The sequence below is a fragment of the Rhizohabitans arisaemae genome (assembly GCF_025996515.1).
Classification (GTDB): Bacteria; Actinomycetota; Actinomycetes; order Streptosporangiales; family Streptosporangiaceae; genus Rhizohabitans; species Rhizohabitans arisaemae.
This window is the reverse complement of record NZ_BLRH01000009.1, coordinates 1,279,878-1,298,249: the sequence shown is the minus strand read 5'-3', so window position 1 is coordinate 1,298,249 and position 18,372 is coordinate 1,279,878. Positions and strand designations below refer to the sequence as shown.

Genomic DNA, 18,372 nt, shown 5'->3' with positions numbered 1-18,372 from the left:
TGTCAGATCACAACATAATGGTTTATATCAGGATAAATAGATCGAGTGAGTCAGACCGCCGTCTCCTGCGGCGCCGACGCCAGCAACCTCCGGGTGTACGCGTGCCCAGGGCGGTCCAGTACGGACTCCGTCGGCCCCTCCTCCACGATCTCCCCGTGGTACAGGACGACCAGCCGGTCGGTGACCTGCCGGACCACGGCCAGGTCGTGGGTGATGAAGAGCAGGCTCGTACCCAGCTCCCGGTTGACCCGGCGGAGCAGCTCAAGCACCTGCGCCTGGACCGAGACGTCCAGCGCCGCCACCGGCTCGTCGCAGATGAGCAGACGCGGCCGGACCGCCAGGGCCCGGGCGATCGCCACCCGCTGCCGCTCCCCGCCCGACAGCGCCACCGGACGGCGCCGCCCGTACTCCGCCGGCAGGCCCACCAGGTCGAGCAGGTCCGCCTCCGACGGCGGGACCTCGCCGTCGGCCGGACGCCTGCCGAGCGCCTCCCGCAGGGCGAAACCGACGGTGTGCGCGGGGTTGAGCGAGGTGTAGGGATCCTGGAAGACGCACTGCGCGACGCCGTCGACCGCGATCGTCCCCGCGGTGGGCCGGGTGAGGCCGAGCAGGCAGCGGGAGAGGGTGCTCTTGCCCGAGCCCGACTCGCCCACCAGCCCCACGCTCTCCCCGTCGCCGATCGTCAGGGAGATCCCGCCGAGCGCGACGACCGGCGGAGCCGACCGGCGTACCCGGTACTCCTTGCGCAGTCCCGAGACCCGCGCCACGGCGGGCCTCGGCCCGCTCGCCGCGGTCGCCGGGGCCTTCTCCGCGGGCGGGGACGGCCGGGAAAGCAGGCCGGCGATCTCGGCCTGCCGGTGGCAGGCGACCAGATGGCCCGCCCCGACCGGCCTCGGCTCCGGAGCCGAGGCCCCGCAGCGGTCGTCGGCGTGGCCGCACCGGGAGGTGAAGACACAGCGACCGGCGACCTCGGCGGCCCGCGGCACCCGGCCGGGGATGCCGGTCAGCGTGGCCCGCCGGTGCCGTACCGACGGCATCGCGGTGAGCAGACCGGCCGTGTACGGGTGCCCGGCCCGCTCGGCGAGCCGCGCGGCGGGCGCCTCCTCCAGGATCGACCCGGCGTACATCACCAGCACCCGGTCGCAGGTGTCGAAGGCCACCCGCAGGTCGTGCGTGATGAGCAGCAGGCCCATTCCCCGGGACTCCCGGAGCCGGGTGAGCAGGTCGAGCACCTCCCGCTGGACCGTGGTGTCCAGCGCGGTGGTCGGTTCGTCCGCGATCAGCAGGTCCGGGTCGCCCGCGAGCGCCGCCGCCATCGCCACCCGCTGGCACATGCCCCCGGAGAGCTGGAACGGGTACCGGTCCGCCACCGAGGGGTCGGTGATCCCGACTTCGGCGAGCCGCCGGGTCACCTCGGCGCGGCGGGCCGCCCGGCCGAGGGCGCGGGGGAGTGTCTCGGCGATGTGGGTCCCGGCGGTGAGCATCGGGTTGAGCATGGTGAACGGGTCCTGCAGGAGCAGGCCGATGCGGCGTCCGCGGAGCGTGCGGAGCTCGCGCTCGGGTCGGCCGATCAGCTGCCTGCCGTCGAAAACGACCGAGCCCCGCGCGGTCAGCCCGTCGGGGAGCAGGCCGGCGGCGGCCCGCGCGGTGAGCGACTTGCCGCTGCCCGACTCGCCGACCAGGGCGACGGTCTCGCCGGCGCCGATCCGCAGCGTCACCTCGCGGACGAGGGTCTCGCCCCGATGGGAGATGGTGAGTCGGTCGACGGAGAGGTCAGCCACGGCGCGCTCCCGCTGATGAGATCCGGTCGTACCCCGCGTCGGCGAGCATGGTCGCCGCGGTCGCGGTCACGGTGATGAGCAGGGCGGGCGCGATGACCGACCAGGGGTTCAGGTCGAGGATGGACCGGTTCTCCGCAAGCATCAGCCCCCAGTCGGGGGTGCCCACGGGGACGCCCATCCCCAGGAAGGAGAGGCTGGACAGGCCGACGAGGGCGGTGACGAAGTCCAGCAGGAAGTTGGTCACCACGGTGGGCAGCACGTTCGGCAGGAGGTGGACGAGGACGATGCGGCTGCCGGAGAGGCCGAGTACCCGGGCCGACTCCATGTAGGGGAGCTCCCGCTGGGTGAGGGCGGCGCTGCGAACCAGCCGGATGTCGGTCGGCACCACCAGGAGGATCAGCATGAGGACCGCCGCGTAGTAGCCGCCGCCGAGCACGCCGACCACCACGATGAGGACGAGCATCGCGGGGAGGGCGTACATCAGATCCACGCTCCGCATGATCAGAGCGTCGAGGGTCCTGCCCCGGTAGGCGGCGACGAGCCCGAGCGCGGTGCCGATCAACGTGGTGCCGATCGCCACCAGCAGCGGCCCGGCGATCGCCGTCCAGGCTCCGGCGATGAGCCGGGAGAAGATGTCCCGGCCGAGGTCGTCGGTGCCCAGCCAGTGCAGGCCACCGGGGCCGACCGCCCCTCTCGCCGGATCTTGCAGCAGGGGGTCGTAGGGGGCGATCCGTTCACCGAGCACGGCCGCGACCAGGACGAGGGCCAGGGCGGCCAGGCAGGCCAGGAGCACCGGCCCGGGACGGCGTACGTTCACGTCGCGCTCCTCGGGTGCCGGAGACGGGGGTCGATCGCGAGGTAGGCGAGGTCGACCAGCAGGTTGATCAGGATCACCGCGGCTCCGGTGAGCAGGGCGAGCGCCTGCACCACGGGGATGTCCAGCTGCCCGACCGCCTTGACCAGCAGGTTGCCCACTCCGGCCAGGCCGAAGGCCTGCTCCACCACCACGGCACCGGCCAGCGAGCCCGACAGCAGGAGCCCGCTCATGGTCAGCATGGGCAGCGAGGAGTTGCGAAGCAGGTAGACGACCTGGATCCGGATCGGTGAGAGTCCGCGGGCGCGGGCGAAGGTCATGAAGTCCTTGCCGATCACGTCGATCACGGTGGCGCGGAGCTGCCGGACGATCACGGCGGCCGACCCGGCGGCGAGGGTGAGCGAAGGGAGGGTGAGGTGGTAGACCATTTCGATGAAGGTCTCACCCGCGCCGTACACCGGGAACCAGCCGAGCAGCACCGCGAAGCCGTACAGCAGCAGCAGGCCGAGCGCGAACGGCGGGGCGCTGATCGAGACGAGGGCCGCGAACGTCACGGCGCGGTCGGTTCCTCCGCTCCGCCGACTGCCCGAGATGAGCCCGGCGGGGATTGCGACGACCAGGGCGATCAGCGTGCTGTACAGCGCGAGGGTCGCGGTGATCGGCAGGCGTTCGACGATCATGTCCAGGACATTTTGCTGGGTTTGTACAGATTTGCCTAGGTCGAGGTGGAGCACGCCTTCGATCCAGTACCAGTACCGCATCAGGAACGGCTCGTCGAGGTGGTTCTCGGCCCGGAGGGTGGCCAGCAGTTCCGGTGTCGCCGGCCGGGTGCCGAGGAGCAGTTGCTCCGGGCTGCCCGGGCTGAGCCCGAGCAGCGCGAAGCAGAGGAACGACAGCACCAGGAGCAGCAGCACCATCGCGCCGAGCCGTCGCAGGGTGAAGGCGAGCGCGGACAACTAGCCCACCCGTTTGATCAGCACCGAGGTGCGCTGCGTGACGGCCCAGGTTCCGTACTCCACTGCCAGCGCATACGTGCGGTTGAGCGCGAGACCGGTGTCGAAGTAGTAGAGCGGCTGGTACGGCACCTGGTCGGCGAGTTCGGTCACGATGCTCTTGACGACCTGCTGCCGCTGCGCACCCGTGGCGGTGGTCAGGTCGGACAGGCCCTTCTCGATCGTGGGTGTGGTGTAGTTGGAGAGGTTGAAGTGGTTGGGCTTGGCGCTCGCCGCCCCGATGACGTCGGGCAGCATCTCCCCCGGGTCGGGGGTGCTGTAGCTGGCGCTGAGGATCTGCATCCCGAGGTCCTTGTGCGCGTACAGCTGGGCGACCCACTTGTCGCCAGGGATCGGCTTGGGGGTGAGGGTGATGCCGATCTGCTTGAGGTTCTGGCTGAGGTTCTGCACGACCTTCTTGACGGTCGTGTCGTCGCCGGAGTAGGGGAGCTCGGCCTCGAAGCCGTTCGGATACTTGGATTTGGCCAGCTCGGCTCTGGCCTTGGCCACGTCGAAGTCGTACTTGGGCAGCGTCGCGGTGAACCGCGTCGCCTCCTCGGCGCCGAGGAGCGTGTTGAGCTGCGGCTCGGGGATGACGGAGTACGCGCTGACGGTACGGCCCTCGGCCGCCGACAGCGATGCGCGGTCGACCATGTGTCCGATGGCCCGGCGGACGTGCACGTCGTCATAGGGCTTGGCGGTGACGTCGAAGGAGAGGTAGTAGACGCCGTTCGCCCGCGCGAAGTGGGTCTGGGCCTCGCGTATCGCGGTCCAGCGGCGTGCGTTCTCGACGTCCACGTAGGCGGTGGCGTCGATCTCCCCGCCCTGGACGGCCAGGCGCAGGGTCTCGACATCCCCGATGATCTTAAACTGGATGGTCTTGATGGCGGGCTTTCCGCCCCAGTAGTGGTCGTTGCGCTCCAGGATTGCGCCGGAGGCGGGGGAGAAGCTCTTCACCTTGTACGGACCGGTGCCCATGGTGAGCACCGTGGGACTGCCGAGATCCCGGGGGTGTTTCTCCGCGAAGGACTTCTTCACCACCTGCCACACCAGGCTCGGCATGTACTCGAAGTTCACGCTCGGCTTCTTCAAGGTGACGGTGACCTCGTGGTCCCCGCCGGCCGTCACCTCCTTCACATTGGAGACGAAGAATCCGGCCTGGGAGGCGACCTTCTCGTCCAGGTGCCTGCTGAGGGAGTACGCCACATCCTCCGGCGTCACCGGGCTGCCGTCCCAGAACTTCACGCCCTTGCGGATCGTGTAGACGTAGGTGGTCGGGTCCTTGCGTGTCCACGACTCGGCGATTCCGGGTTTCAGCTTGCCGTCCAGCCCGATGTCGAGGACGGTGTCCAGGAGCTCGTTCTGGATCTGCGCGGAAACGCCGTCGAATCCGTGCGCGATGTCCAGGCTGGTGGGTTCACCGGTGATACCCCAGGTGAACTTGTCGATCTCGGTGCCGGAGGAGGACTTGGACCGGTCGGCGGATTCGCCGGCGTCACGGCCGCAGGCCGAGAGGACCATGCTCAGGGCGAGCACGGCGCAGGCGAGACGGCCCGCCTTGATTCGGGGAGACATAATCGATCACCTCACGCGTCGGGCGCAGAAGAATCCGTTGACGAGATGGGTGGCCGGGGCGCCGGCGGGACCGACGAAGGAAACGCCCCACCCCCGGTTGCCGGTGAGCCGGGTGTCCTCGGCGATGAACCGGTCCGGCGCCCAGGGCAGCAGCCGGGAGACGACGGTCGGGCCGACGGGGCCGCCGGAGGACGCGGACACGGTGACCCGTCCGTCGGCCACCGTCACCTCGTAGCGGGTGTTGTACTCCTCGTAGACCCCGGCCAGCCGGTCGGCGTCCACGGGAATGTCCGCCGAGGGCTCGGGCGGCGCGGCGTGCCGCACCCCCCAGAGCTCGGGGAAGAGTACGGCGGCGAGCTCTTCGGCGAGGGGATAACCCTGCTCGGGCACGTTGCTCAAGGTGGCGAAGGCCGCGCCCGGGCCGGGCAGCCAGAGCAGCTGGGAGGAGCCGCCCTCGTTGGTGCCGGTGTGCCCGTACAGCCGCGTCCCGTGCCAGTTCTTGATGTACGGGCCGACGCCCCACGATTCGGCGAGCAGCGTGCCGGGGACTTCGACCTGCGGTGACTGCATGATCGTCACCGACTCCGGGGAGAGCACCCCCGCCCCGCCGTCGAGGAAGATCCGGGCGAACCTGATCAGGTCGGCGGCGCTGGTGCACAGCGTCTCGCCCGCCGCGGCCTGGGTGGGGGTGCAGCCCCACGGGCGCAGCACCCGGGGCTCACCGTCGTCGCCGAGCCCGTGGCCGACCGAGACCCGGTGGAAGACCAGGTCCTCGGGGAGGGTGACGCTCTGCCGGAGCCCGGCCGGTTCCAGCACCCGCTCACGCAGCAGGTCGTCCCAGGTCTGTCCGGTCACCTGGACCGCGGCCTCCCCGGCGACGCAGGTGGCCAGGTTGCTGTAGCCGTACCCCGTCCCCGGGGGGAAGAGCAGCGGCAGGTCGGCGACGGAGCGGATGTAGCGTTCGGTGGCGACCTGCTCCCGGCCGTAGGTCGTGTAGGGCCCGTTGTCCAGTCCGGAGCTCATCGAGAGCAGGTGGCGCAGGGTCATCGTGGCTTCCGCCTCGGCGTCGGCCAGGCGCAGGTAGGGGATGTAGGTGCGCACCGGCTCGTCCAGGTCGAGTTTGCCCTCCTCGACCAGGCTCATCACCAGCACGGCCGTGAACACCTTGGTGGTGGACCCGATCTGTACCAGGGTGTCGACGGTCATCGGGCGCCCGAGCTCCACGTTGGCGGATCCGGTGGCGAAAGCCCGGATCTCCCCGTTCACGAGCACCGCGACCTGAGCGCCGACGACACCGAGCCGGGACGCCGTTTCGTCGAGCAGCGTTTGAACATCGCGGTCATCCATGTCACCGGAGCGTAGGAACGCAGGCTATGGCCAGGCATCGCACATTCCCCCAAAGGGATGTGCGGAGCGTTTGTCGCCACGGCCAAAGCCGGATCCGGCGCCGGTGTGGATGGATGGGGCCATGACCGTGGAAGCGATGACTGTGGACTATGCCAGAGCGGAACGCTGCCTGCCGCACAACCGGGAGAGCCTGGTCTTCGGCGACCGGGTCGACGCCCGATGGGACGGGGACAGGTTTCTCTACTTCCGCCGGACGCGCAGGGGCGACGATCGGTTCCTGCTCGTCGACCCCGCCACGGCGACGGCCGTCGAGGCGTTCGACCACAAGCGGCTCGCCGCGGCGTTGGGCGTGGACCGGATCCCCTTCGAGGAGGCCGAGCTGTCCGGGGAGGTGCTCACCTTCGAGCTGGACGGCAAGAAGATGCGCTGCGACCTCGGCGACTACACCTGCGAGGTGACGGGTGAGGCCCCCGACCTGGGCGCCCCCGTCTCGCCGGACGGGAAGTGGGCGGCGTTCGTCCGCGACCACGACCTGTGGGTCCGGGAGATCGCGACCGGCCGGGAACACCGGCTCACCCACGACGGCGAGGCCGACCGGGCGTACGCCGAGACCCCCGACGCGGCTCGTGCCGACGTCCTCATGGAGACGCTGGGGCTGACCTTCCCGCCCGCCCTGGTCTGGTCTCCCGACTCCACCCGGATCGCCACGCACCGCCTGGACCTGCGGAACACCACCCTCGCCCACCTCCTCGACTCCATCCCGGCGGGCGGCGGACACGCCCGGCTGCGCACGCTGCGCTATCCGACGCCGGGCGCGCCCGAGCTCCCGACGGCCGAGCTGGTCGTGGCCGAGGTCCCCGGCGGCCGGATCGTGCGCGCGCAGGGCGACCCGATCCACATGGAGTACCTGCCGCAGGAGCTGATCGGGCTGCTCTGGTGGTCCGAGGACGGCCGGCGGGTCTACCTCCTGGACGAAGACCGGCACGGCAGGCGGCTCACGCTGTACGCGCTCGACCCCGGGACCGGTGGCCTGACCGTGCTCGCCGAAGAGCACGCCGAGACCCGGATCGACCCCACGGCCGCGGGGGGCCGGATCACCCGGGTGCTCGCCGACGGCCGGGTGCTCTGGTACTCGCAGCGGGACGGCTGGGGACACCTCTATCTGCTCGCCGACGGCCGTGAGACCCGGGTGACCTCCGGGGAGTGGGCGGTCCAAGAGGTCCTGCACGTGGACGAGAAGGCCGGAACCGTCCTGTTCACCGCGTCCGGGCTGGTGCCGGGCGACCCGTACCCGCGCCAGATCCTCTGCGTCGGCCTGGACGGCACCGGGCTGCGGCGTCTCACCGACGACCGGCTCGACCACTCCTGCCAGGTCTCGCCCGGCGGCGCCTACCTGGTCGACACCGCGTCCGACGCCGCCACCCCGCCGGTCACGGTGCTGCGGGACCGGACGGGGCAGGTCGTGCTGCCACTGGAGACGGCCGACACGACCGCCCTCGCCGAGACCGGCTGGACGTCCCCGGAGCGGTTCGCGGTGACCGCCGCCGACGGGGTGACCACCGTGTACGGCGTGCTGCATCCGCCGTACGACTTCGATCCCGCCAAGCGCTACCCGGTGATCGACCACGTCTACCCCGGTCCTCAGGTGAAACGGGTCCCCCTCGGCTTCGGCGACGACGAGGTGGACGCGCTGCGGGCGCTCGGGTTCGCCGTCGTCACCCTGGACGGGCGCGGCACCCCGGGCCGGGACAAGGCCTTCCACGACCTCTCCTACGGACGGATGGGCGGTGCCGGGTTCCTGGAGGACCACGTCGCCGGGATCCGGGAACTCGCCGCGACCCGTCCCTGGCTCGACCTCTCCCGGGTCGGGATCATCGGCCACTCGGGAGGTGGGTACGCGGCCGCCCGGGCCATGCTCACCCACCCCGAGTTCTTCCACGTCGCCGTCTCGATCTCCGGCAACCACGACATGCGGTACTACCAGGCGGGCTGGGGCGAGCCCTACCACGGGCCCTACGACGCGGAGTCCTACCGGGAGATCGCCAACGTGACCCACGCCGAGCGGCTCCGCGGGCGGCTTCTCCTCATCCACGGAGAGCTCGACGACAACGTCACCCCGCAGCACACGATGGCCCTCGCCGACGCGTTCATCCAGGCCGACAAGGACTTCGACCTGCTCATCGTGCCGGGGACCGAACACAGCCTGATCGGGCGCACCGCCTATGTCACCCGCCGTGGCTGGGACCATTTCGTCCGGCACCTGCACGGGGTGGAACCGCCGAGGGGGCACCGTCTCACGGAGCCTCCGTTCCAGGCGTCCAAGATCCGGCGGATGTTCGGCTGACGCCGGAAGGAACCGCCCATCATGCGCGTCGTGGAGCTGACCGACGGCTTCCTCGCATTCGACCTCGACTGCATGCACAGCGTCGGGGGAACCCGGCTCGCCCTCGACGTCACCAGGGAGGAGACCGCGTTGATCGCCCGGGCCATGACCTACCGGCACGCCGTGCTCGGCCGCCGGATCGGCGGCGCGGGCGCGACGCTCCGGGCCGAGCCCGAAAGCCGGGCCCGGGTGATCTCCCGGTACGTCGAGGAGATCCATCCCCTCGCCGACCGCCGTTCGTTCCTCACCGTCCCCGACCTCGGCACCCGCCCCGAGGACTTCCACGCCCTCCCGGCCCCCACCTCGGCCGGCGGGTCCGATCCGGTCGACGACGGTCCCGGTACGGCGGCCGGTGGCCGCAGTCCCGCGGCCACCGCGCTGGGGGTGGTCGCCGCCGCCGAGATCGCCCTGGGAGGACTGCGCGGCCGGACCGCGGCGATCGAGGGGTTCGGCGTGATCGGCTCGGCGGTCGCCGCCGCCCTGGCCGCCCGGGGCTGCCGCGTCGTCGCCGTCTCCACCCGGCACGGCTCCGTCCGTTCCCCGTCCGGCCTGGACGTGCCGGGGCTGATCGCCCTCCGGGAGCGGTACGGCGCCGCGTGGCCCGGCCACGCGAGCCTCGCCGTACACCCGCCGGCGGCGCTCTTCACCGTCCCCGCCGACCTGCTCGTCCCCGCCGCCCGCACCGGCGTCCTCGACGAGGACCGGTCCGCGGGACTCGACGTCGCGGCGATCGCTCCCGCCGCGCACGCCCCCTACACCGAGGCCGGGCTGGAGGTCCTGCGGCGGCGCGGCGTGGTCGCCCTCGCCGACTTCGTCTGCAACGCCGGAGCGGGCCTCGGCCCGCAGGCCGGACGCACCGTCGCCGACCTGACCCTGCGCACCCTCCGGCACGACCAAGGCCCCTACGCCGGCGCCCGCGAGCTCGCCGAGGACTTCCTCCGCACGTGGCTGCCCCCCGCCGCACTCCCCGTCGCACCCCCGCTCGCCCCCTGAACGGCCGCCCCGTGGGGATCCTCGGCATCTGGCCTAGTCGAAGGGGATGCCGTCGAAGGTGCCGGACAGGGACGGGCGGGTTCCGAACGCCGTCCAGGTCAGCGTCACCTCGTGGGTGCGCCCGCCGGTCTCGGCGCGGAGCGTGGCGACGGCGCGGCCGTCCGGGGTGAGCTTGATGGGTCCGCTGACCCGCAGGTCGCGTACGAACCGCACGCTGTCAAGGGTGATGTCCTGGCCGAAGGAGACCTGGCCGCCGCGCAGGCCCGGCTCGTTCGGCCGCCCGAAGTAGTAGAAGGCGTGCGGATTGCGGCGGGCGGTGGCGTCGGCGGCGGTGGCGAAGGCGGCCGCGATGATCCGCCGTCGGCCGGGGCCGAGGTTGCGGGCCGGGTGCGGGGTCACGTCCTTGAGTTCTTGCGGGAACGCGCCGACGGCATGGTAGTTCTCACCGGTGCATTTCCGGTCGACCACCCGCTTGGTGGTCAGGAAGGTGCGCAGCATGCCGCGCACGCAGTCACCCATCGGCGACGGGAGAAAGGACTGCGCGTGAATCCCGAACGGAATCCGGACGACGGTCGCGTTCGGGAAGACCTGAAACGAACGCGCCACCTCTGCGGGGCGGTTGACGTCGAAGTCCCCTGCCACCACCAGGACGGGTACGTCGGGCAGCGCCTGTCCGGGCGGGCGCGGCGGGCTGTGTCGCGGGGTCGGCCAGTTGACACACCACTCCAGACCGCTGACCCCGGTGGAGACGAAGTCGGTGGGCCGATAGGGCGCCATCGGGCGTTCCCGCTCGTAGTGGCGCTCGGCCTGCGCTCGACGCTCGGCTGCCGATGCCAGCCGGTCGAAGGGGAAGGAACCGTCGCCACAGCGGAAGGCCACATGCCCCGCAAGCCACGGAGGGTTGAACGGCGGGACGGCCTTGGGGATCAGCCGGGCCAAACGGCGTAGTGGAGCCGGGTCACCGTTGAGGTAGGCGTGTGCGGCCGCGACGACTTCCCGGCCGAGCACCGCTTCGGCCGGCTCACGCAGCGTGAGCGCTTGGTGCAACGTCATCTCCGGGTCCGGCTGCTTTCGCAGCCGGTCCACCAGCCTCGTCCATACGCCGGAGGCTTTGCCCGGCAGCGCGTCGCATGCCTTCGACCGCCCGCAGACGAGATCGAGGTAGTCGAGCCGGGCGTCGAACCCCTGGTCCGCGTAGCCGTCGCGACCGATGACCATCGAGCTGTCCAGGAAGATCGCGTCCAGGCTGTTCGGGTACCGGGCCGCATACGCCTGGGCGTACAGGGTGCCGTAGGAGTTGCCGAAGTAGCTCATCTTGCCCAGGCCGAGCGCTCTCCGGACCGCGTCGAGGTCGTGCGAGGCCTGGTCGGCGGTGAAGTACGCGCCCCGGGGACCCACGCTCTCGGCGCAGGCGGCGACGGTCGCCGGCTTGAAGGGGTCGGCTCCCGGGCACAGCAGCGGTGAGGACTGTCCTATCCCACGCGGATCCATGACCAGCAGGTTCTTCCGGTCAAGGACAGGCCCGAGAACCTGCTGAATCGCGGGTATCGCCGGCAGAGCCGGTTGCGGCCCGCCGCGGTTGGCCGCCACCGTCCCGTCGGCGTCCTTGGCCGGGATGAAGGTGAAGGCTACGGAGATGCGTTCGGAGGAGGGGTTCTCCCAATCGAGAGGGACCTCGATGCTGCCGTCGCAGCGCGTGGTCGCGGTCGCGCACTCATGCAGTTCGGTCGGAGGGGTCGGTGCACCGGGCAACAAGGCCGTGGCCAGCACGAGCCCCAAGGCTTTTGCGATCATGCCACCAGTCTCGGTACCCACGCTCCGGGTTTCTTCGGCCTCATGGAGGATCCTCCCTGGGAACTTGTTCCTAGAGCCGTCCGGTACCGCCGTCCCTGGGAGCTTGTTCCTAGAGGCGGGTCGCCGGCGGGCACGACCATGCTGAGCCCGCCTGCCCCGGCCGCCTGGACACAGACGACGTCGCGCCCCGGGGGGTGCGGGGCGCGACGTCGTGGTGGGGCGGATGGTCTCAGCCGAGGAAGAGGTAGTCGGACTTGTAGGGGGACTTGGCCTTGGGGGTGCGGGCCGGGTCGCAGGCGCCCGCGGGGGCGACGCCGCCGACGGTGTTGAGCCGCAGGATCTGGGTGGTGTGGGCGAGCAGGCCGCGGCCGGCGCCGCTTTGGGTGGCGTCCAGGACGAGCTCGGGGATGTTGCCGTCACCGTTGGGGGTCCGGGTGACGGCCTTGCCGGTGAGCGGACCGTCGCCGACCTCACCATGCGTGCACTCCGCCACTCCGGCGGGGCCTACGCCGGAGCCCGAGAGCTCGCCGTGGACTTCCTCCGCACCTGGCTACCCCCGCCGCCCTCCCGCCCGCCCCTTGACCGGCCGCGCGGTACGGCCTGCGCCCGGGGCGGCTCAGGCGGTGCGGGCCGGGTCCGGTCCGCGAGTGGCCCGGTGCAGCCTGTACGGCCCGGCTGGTCGTCCGGTTCCGGCAGGCGATCGAGCCGCGGCTGCCGTACGGCGTGCGCCCGGTCGTTCGTGTCTCCGGTCGTATCCGGCACGACGTGGGCGGCCCGGGCCGGATCCGTGGTGACGGCGTCGAGGTCGCGGGGCCTCCGGATGCCCCACTTTCTATGGAAGGGGTGGGTAACGGAGGAGAAGCCGGATGCTGGGCTTGACGATCGCCTTGGCCTTGCCACTCAAGGTGTCAGGGATAGGGGTGCCCGTCGGGTAGGCGAAGAGCTCCGGGTCGGCGGTGCGATCCAGGTCCCACGCGTTGATCTGTTCCACGATGCGTGTGGCGAGTCTCCGACCGGCGGGGCCGTGGCCGACGGCACCGAGATGCCAGCGTCCCGGCGTCTCCGCACGGCGGATGGTGAAGTAGGCAAGTGAGTCGCCGGCGACCAGGGCAGGGCTGCGGGTCACGATCGCCGGGGTGCACAAGCCGGCCTGCACGGCCCTCTGATCGGCCGAGATTCGGACGGTACCGTCGTCCACAGCGCTCATATGAACCCAGACGCGGTCGAAAGGCTCCTCGCCGTGGACCGTCGCCTCCGACCACACGACCGACCTCTCCCGTTCGAGTATGCCCTGGAGGGCCTCGACGTCGACAGACTGGTCCACGTCGAAATGCAGGGTGACCAGGCTGTCCGGGTCGATGGTGGATTCCTGTTCGCCGGGCTGGCCGAGCATGGGCACGAAGCCGCACAGGAAGACCCAGTCGGACTCCCAGTGATCGTCACGCTTGATGAACGCGACCGCGCGGGTGGTCCCGCGCCAGCGTAGCGGCACGACGAGTCGCCCACCGGGTACGAGCTGATCCCACCACGGCTGTGGGATGTCCCATGCGCCGACGGTGACGATGATTCGGTCGTACGGGCCGTGCTCGGGCGCACCCAGCGCACCGTCACGCGTGATCACGGTGATGTCATGGAATCCGGTGGCGTCGAGGTTTCGACGTGCGGCGGCGGTTACGTCGGGGTTGATGTCGATGGTGATGACCTGCCCCTTGTCACCTGTCAGGGTGGACAGCAGACCGGCGTTGTAGCCGGTTCCCGCGCCGATCTCCAAAATGCGCTGATCGGGCTGCACGTCGAGAGCGTTCAACATCCCCGCGACGATGCTCGGACCGGAGGCACAACTGAGGTGAGTGCCATCGGGGAACGTATGTGTGATCACCGCCTTCTCCTCATAGGCGTCGGTCAGTGGAGCGGTAGGGACGTAGCGGTGACGTTCTACCTGCCGTAAGGCGCTCTCGACTGATTTGCTAAGGCTTTGCTGGGAGAGGATGCGGTCCACCATGCGGGCACGCAATCCCTCAGGGGAGACGTTTGTCGCAGCGTTCATTTGGTTCCTTCCGTCGTGCGGTGATCTGGGCCCGATGCACATGCCGAGCCGGAACAGCCAGTCGGTGCGTAGATCAGCCGGTGAACAGGCAGGTGTTCCATCTGGCTCCCGCAGCCGACGCTGTAGGGAGGATCTCCTCGACCAGCGCGATCCCGGCTCTTCCTTCCAGGAAACCCTCGTCGGCGGGTGCTCCACGCTTATGTAGATGTCGGCGTAGCCGATCCTCCACGGTGTCGATGGCGGTGGAGAGCTCACTGCCACCGGTATCGGCATGGACGCGCCGGGCCGTATGGATCAGCCCCGCCCAGCCGTGGCAGAGCCCGGCGTCGGTGAAGTGGGCAAGCTGGCGGCCATCTGTAAGGCATCCGACAAGGGCCTGCTCGGCGATACGTGTGCGTACTCGGTCTCCGGTGGCGAGGCCCGCGAGGTGCTGGGCACACGCGATGCCCGGCGCACCGTAACACCAAGACGGCCGGTGTGGACCGGTGCGGGTTGTGAGGCCGCTGCGCAGTTCATCTCGGTCAATGCTCTCAGGCCACCAGGCACGGGAGCCATGATCCGCGCGCCAATGATCGAGCCAGACAGAGATGGAGTGGATGGCGGCGCATTGCCCGTTCACGATTATCCGTCGCCGCATCGCCGTCGACAGTAGTGCCAGCGGTCCGCTGATGCCGTGTGCCATGCCGAAGCCCGCGTGGCCGCCGTCCCATCGTGGTGATCGGCGGCGGTCCGGGCTACCTGCTGCCCACCATCCAGGCAGAGTCTCCCCACCGAGGCGGACGGGTTGTGTGAGCCGAACCAGGTAAGCCAGGACCTGACGGAGAAGTTCGTGATCGTGGTGACGGTGTATGAGGTAGCCGCCAAGGCCGGTGATTCCATTGATCAGGTCGTACTCGCGGGCGGTGGCCATCTGGCCGTTGTCGATCCGACGATGTGCTGCGTCGAGGCGGATTCGGATGAGTGTGTTGATGCTGTGGTCGAGTGTGGCGAGAGCCCGGGCGTAGGCAGGGTGTCCGGCGGTATGCAGTGCGTACGCGACGGCGGGTGCCCCATAGAACAAGCTGGTGATCTCGGGGTGAGCGTGTACGGGTACGGCGGTCATCTCCTGGGCGAGGCGGTGGACTGGCTCCCATCCGGCGACTTCGGCGTGGGCACGTTCGATGTGGGGTAGGGCGATGCCAGGTGCACCGTCTGCCAGGGACTGCGCCCGTCCCGCGTGCTGGGTGCCTCTCATCTGGGGCTTCTGGCTGTCTTTGCGAGGCGAGCCAGCGCGATTCGTCGGGCGAGGCGCAGGCATATGGCCTCGTCGGTGCGATCGATGAGCCGGGCTCGGTTGTGGTGCATGTGCAGCAGAGCAAGCAAGATCTGATCGGTGTCGACGTCGCTGGGTAAGGCGAGGCGATATCGGCGTAACGCGGCTTGCCGTGCACTCCAAGCGGCGACCAGAGTGGTCGGCAATGTCGAGCCGTCCGCCAGTGTTCTGCGTGTCGGCCAGAGGCCGGTCTGCTCGGCTACCGCCCGCCCGGCGGAAGCGCCGGTTTTGGGGGCAAGGCGTGTCGCGAGCCACTCGGTTGCCTCGTCCGGGGACGCATGGAATCCGTCGGCGATGTCCACCATGCCGATCGCGGTGAGAGCTATGGGGTGGATCACCCGTGACGGAAGGAGACGGAAGGCGAGAGCAACGGCATGAGAGTCCGCGGCGAAGGCTTCTTCCACCGCGTCCATTGCTGCTCCGCCGCCGTATCGGCCGAGTTCGCGATGGTAGGTGGCAAGCGCGATCCGGGACGCTGCACCGATCTCGCGAAGCTGTTGCCCCCATTTGCCGACGACCACTGCCAGGGCCGCGTACTCGTCCGGGCTGGTGATGCGAATCCGCAGCCGGAGGTGGTCGGTTTCCCGCACGCTCCGGTAGCGGGCGAACCAATATGCCGGTTCACCGGCTGCCATGGCGATCAACTTGGGCAAATGGGTGTGGATGATGTCGTCGAGGCGCTCGGGATGGGTGAACACCTGCGCGTACAGCCATGACGCTTGCGGTGCCGCCGGTAGGTGCGCGGCGACAGAGTCGGTGACCAGTGGCAGCGATCCGGTCGCCAGGTTCGGGGTCGGTGGGGTGGCACGCACGAACGGCATTACGATCTCGTGAACATGTCCCGCGATCCACGCAGTCTCGGCGAGGGTTTCGGTTTCGGTCAACCTAGCCGCGCGGTGTTTGTCCAGATGCTCACGTAACACGATCAGGTGTGCACGGACTGTGAGGTCAAGTCGCAGCGAGCGGTGCCCATCGTGCAACTCAACCACGTGAGGGCAGTTCCAACGCCGACGCCACTGGACGAAGGCATCCTCCCAGGAGCCCGCTTCTGTGAGCATCCTCGCATGGTCCTCAGCGGCGATGCGCCAAGTCGAGGGAGACAGAATCGCGCGCCGGTACCGTACTCGGGGCATGTACGGCAGTTGAGCGGCCGGTGACCCCCAATCGAACTCGGTGAAATGGGCGAGAAAGCCGCGCGTCAGTGTGGCGAGAAACCGAGCCAATGGTGGTGCCTGCTTCTTCAGGGCAAGAGCGTGAAACACCTGGGGCTCGATAATCCGGCGCCGGGAGATGCTGACCAAATGTAGCCCGTCAGCCACGGCCACGAGTCCGAGATCGTCGAGGCGAATGATGCGGGGGTCGTCGTCGGTGCGGTGTTCGCCGAGCGAAAGCACGTATGGCAGGTGGGCGGGACCGCGAGCAACGTTCTCTGAGTGTGGAAACAGTGGCGGAAACGAGAGTTGCACACTGAGTGCATCGACGACACCTGGTGGTGTGGCGGCGTAAGTGGTGTCAAGGTTTGCGTTGATGACCGCCGGTCCGAACCGGCTGGTGAGGGTGCCGAACGCCCATGCGGGGTGAACGGTGAAGGTATATTCCCCGGCTTCTAGCGCTTCCTTGCTGACCGCATGGACGCGAGCACCCAACTCGACGTGCGGCGGTATCCAACGTGGATCGACTGGTTCCTTCGCCGTAATTGTGGCGATGATGTCGTCGGTCAGGACGACTTCATCGCGCCTGTCCCTGATCGCCGCCCAGGCCAGCCGAAGCAGCACCCCGTCGCGGTGGCTGACCACCGGTTCGGGTTCGGTCAACATGCTGGCCGGGTATCCGGGAGGCCACCCGATACCGGAGTCCGGGTGAACGGCCTCGGAAACAGGGACGACCGCACCGGTGCCGTAGCGGTCCCAGAAGTCGCGACACCAGTCGTTCCATGCTGGGTCGGGACGTGGTTGGCGCGTCAGCCGCACCAGGGCAGTCACGGCGTGCGCCATTTCCCTGGTCAGCTCGTCGGGGACTGCGACGTGGCAGTCGAGGTGGAGGTCACCGGCGAGTTGCGCGCGTCCTGCCGTCGACAGCCGCCGCATCCGTTCCGTGGCTACGGTACGCAGCCGGGCTTGCCCTTTCGGGTCCTTCTTGATGGCGTTGTGTGCAGTGATCACCTGCTGGATGTCACGGAGGCTACGGACAGTGGTACCGGCTTGCACCACGGTGGTCTCGGCTGTCGCCTTCTCAAGTGTCTTGATCACATGCGCAAGCGGATCGACGACTGTCATGGGGGCCCGTAGATTGGTGATCAATATTCCCTGGGCGACGAGAACGTGAAGCGCGGCGAGGATTGTGGCGACCTGGGCACCGGGAAACACCTCGGCGATCTTTCCGACCAGGAGAGAGGCGTTGATCGGTGCAGCGGTTGCCTCCTGGACAAGGCGTACGACAGCGGTCTTTCGCACTGTTACCCGCCCTGATCCGCGCGGTACCTCGATCCGATCGCCTCGATCCATCACCAGATCGGAGACTACGAGATCCAGAGTTGGGATGATCTCCAGTGAGGCCTCCAGCTGTTCGACTACGTCGTCAAGCCAAAGCGTGTCCGCCCGTACTAACGTTTGGTGGCCCGTTCCCCAACTCGCCTGAGCATCATTGCCAACCTGGACCGGAGCGACGCCGGCGAAGAGACCGAATGGAGTCGGGCGGCCAAGCGCTCGCAGTAGGTAGCGCATTGCCGAGAGCGTCACTCGGCGGACTCGCTTCCCGTCTGTGATCTCCTGGTCGATGATCGCCTCAATCTTGGCGGCGAGCGGCGTACTGGCGTATCGGGTTGCCTCGGCAAACCCAGGCACTGCCCACGCATCCCGTAGCCACGACCGGCACGAGTCAGGGTCGGCGAACGTAGGCCACGTGGTCGGGGTACGGCTCAGCGGTAGGGCCGCTGCGCGCAGCATCGCGCCACCAGCATGTCGGTACAGCGGCGAATCCGTGCCTCCCATCACACACTTCCTCTCGTTGAGGGTGGTTGATTGGACGGTTTGTGGGGATCTGGCGGCAGCCTGATCCCCACAATCCATTGGGATCAACTGCTGGCACACGCCGAATAGCACGTGGAGCCACAGGTGTCGCTGGTGTCGCAAGAGCGGACGATGTACCCGGTGGACGCGTCGGTCGTCACCCGGACATCAAGCTCGAACTCGGTGAGGGCGCCCTCGGCATCGATCAGGATCGTGTTCATGAGTCCTCGCTTCTACGTTGCTAACAGGGGCTGAGGCTCGATGGCGGGGTGGGTATTCCGCCCCGGAGACTCCTTCGGTGGTGAGGCTTCTTCGGTGGTGGACTC

At 69.2% G+C, this 18,372-nt stretch carries 13 protein-coding genes; 2 read left to right on the top strand and 11 right to left on the bottom strand.

What is annotated here, in order from left to right; genetic code table 11:
• Nucleotides 1-50: 50 nt before the first annotated feature.
• From RUR_RS06520 to RUR_RS06500, 5 genes are read right to left on the bottom strand one after another with little or no spacing between them, the layout of a single operon-like run.
• Nucleotides 51-1,781 (bottom strand): ABC transporter ATP-binding protein, encoded by a 1,731-nt coding sequence (locus RUR_RS06520; RefSeq protein WP_283133951.1) that lies wholly within the window; start codon nucleotides 1,779-1,781, stop codon nucleotides 51-53.
• Nucleotides 1,774-2,598, bottom strand: a complete 825-nt coding sequence (locus tag RUR_RS06515) for an ABC transporter permease (RefSeq protein WP_283133950.1) — start codon at nucleotides 2,596-2,598, stop codon at nucleotides 1,774-1,776. Before RUR_RS06515 ends, RUR_RS06520 begins: the two co-directional genes overlap by 8 nt.
• Nucleotides 2,595-3,551, bottom strand: coding sequence for an ABC transporter permease (locus tag RUR_RS06510; protein ID WP_283133949.1), 957 nt, complete (start codon nucleotides 3,549-3,551; stop codon nucleotides 2,595-2,597). Before RUR_RS06510 ends, RUR_RS06515 begins: the two co-directional genes overlap by 4 nt.
• Nucleotides 3,552-5,162: an ABC transporter substrate-binding protein gene (locus tag RUR_RS06505; protein WP_283133948.1), complete on the bottom strand. Its 1,611-nt coding sequence runs from the start codon at nucleotides 5,160-5,162 to the stop codon at nucleotides 3,552-3,554.
• Between the two features lie 6 nt (nucleotides 5,163-5,168).
• Nucleotides 5,169-6,509, bottom strand: a complete 1,341-nt coding sequence (locus RUR_RS06500; RefSeq protein ID WP_283133947.1) for a serine hydrolase domain-containing protein — start codon at nucleotides 6,507-6,509, stop codon at nucleotides 5,169-5,171.
• Nucleotides 6,510-6,645: 136 nt separating this feature from the next.
• On the opposite strand from RUR_RS06500, the gene RUR_RS06495 reads away from it, so the two are divergent.
• On the top strand, nucleotides 6,646-8,853 hold the full coding sequence (locus RUR_RS06495; RefSeq protein ID WP_283133946.1) for a S9 family peptidase: 2,208 nt from the start codon (nucleotides 6,646-6,648) through the stop codon (nucleotides 8,851-8,853).
• 21 nt (nucleotides 8,854-8,874) lie between these two features.
• Nucleotides 8,875-9,885 carry a Glu/Leu/Phe/Val dehydrogenase dimerization domain-containing protein gene (locus RUR_RS06490; RefSeq protein ID WP_283133945.1) on the top strand — a complete coding sequence of 337 codons (1,011 nt, stop codon included), beginning with the start codon at nucleotides 8,875-8,877 and terminating at the stop codon, nucleotides 9,883-9,885.
• Nucleotides 9,886-9,918: 33 nt separating this feature from the next.
• On the opposite strand, the gene RUR_RS06485 is transcribed toward RUR_RS06490, so the two are convergent.
• The 6 genes from RUR_RS06485 to RUR_RS06460 form a co-directional block, all read right to left on the bottom strand.
• Nucleotides 9,919-11,679: an alpha/beta fold hydrolase gene (locus RUR_RS06485; RefSeq protein ID WP_283133944.1), complete on the bottom strand. Its 1,761-nt coding sequence runs from the start codon at nucleotides 11,677-11,679 to the stop codon at nucleotides 9,919-9,921.
• 229 nt (nucleotides 11,680-11,908) lie between these two features.
• Nucleotides 11,909-12,172 (bottom strand): DUF3455 domain-containing protein, encoded by a 264-nt coding sequence (locus RUR_RS06480; RefSeq protein ID WP_283133943.1) that lies wholly within the window; start codon nucleotides 12,170-12,172, stop codon nucleotides 11,909-11,911.
• A gap of 339 nt (nucleotides 12,173-12,511) precedes the next feature.
• The gene (gene fxlM, locus RUR_RS06475) at nucleotides 12,512-13,726 is read right to left on the bottom strand and encodes a methyltransferase, FxLD system (protein WP_283133942.1); all 1,215 of its coding nucleotides are present in this window, start codon (nucleotides 13,724-13,726) and stop codon (nucleotides 12,512-12,514) included.
• A gap of 73 nt (nucleotides 13,727-13,799) precedes the next feature.
• Entirely contained in the window at nucleotides 13,800-14,960 is a 1,161-nt protein-coding gene (locus RUR_RS06470) for a lanthionine synthetase C family protein (protein WP_283133941.1), read from the bottom strand.
• A complete protein-coding gene (locus RUR_RS06465) occupies nucleotides 14,957-17,881 on the bottom strand; it encodes a lantibiotic dehydratase (RefSeq protein WP_283133940.1) in 2,925 nt (974 codons plus the stop codon). Before RUR_RS06465 ends, RUR_RS06470 begins: the two co-directional genes overlap by 4 nt.
• A gap of 230 nt (nucleotides 17,882-18,111) precedes the next feature.
• Nucleotides 18,112-18,267 (bottom strand): FxLD family lanthipeptide, encoded by a 156-nt coding sequence (locus RUR_RS06460; RefSeq protein ID WP_283133939.1) that lies wholly within the window; start codon nucleotides 18,265-18,267, stop codon nucleotides 18,112-18,114.
• Nucleotides 18,268-18,372 lie beyond the last annotated feature (105 nt).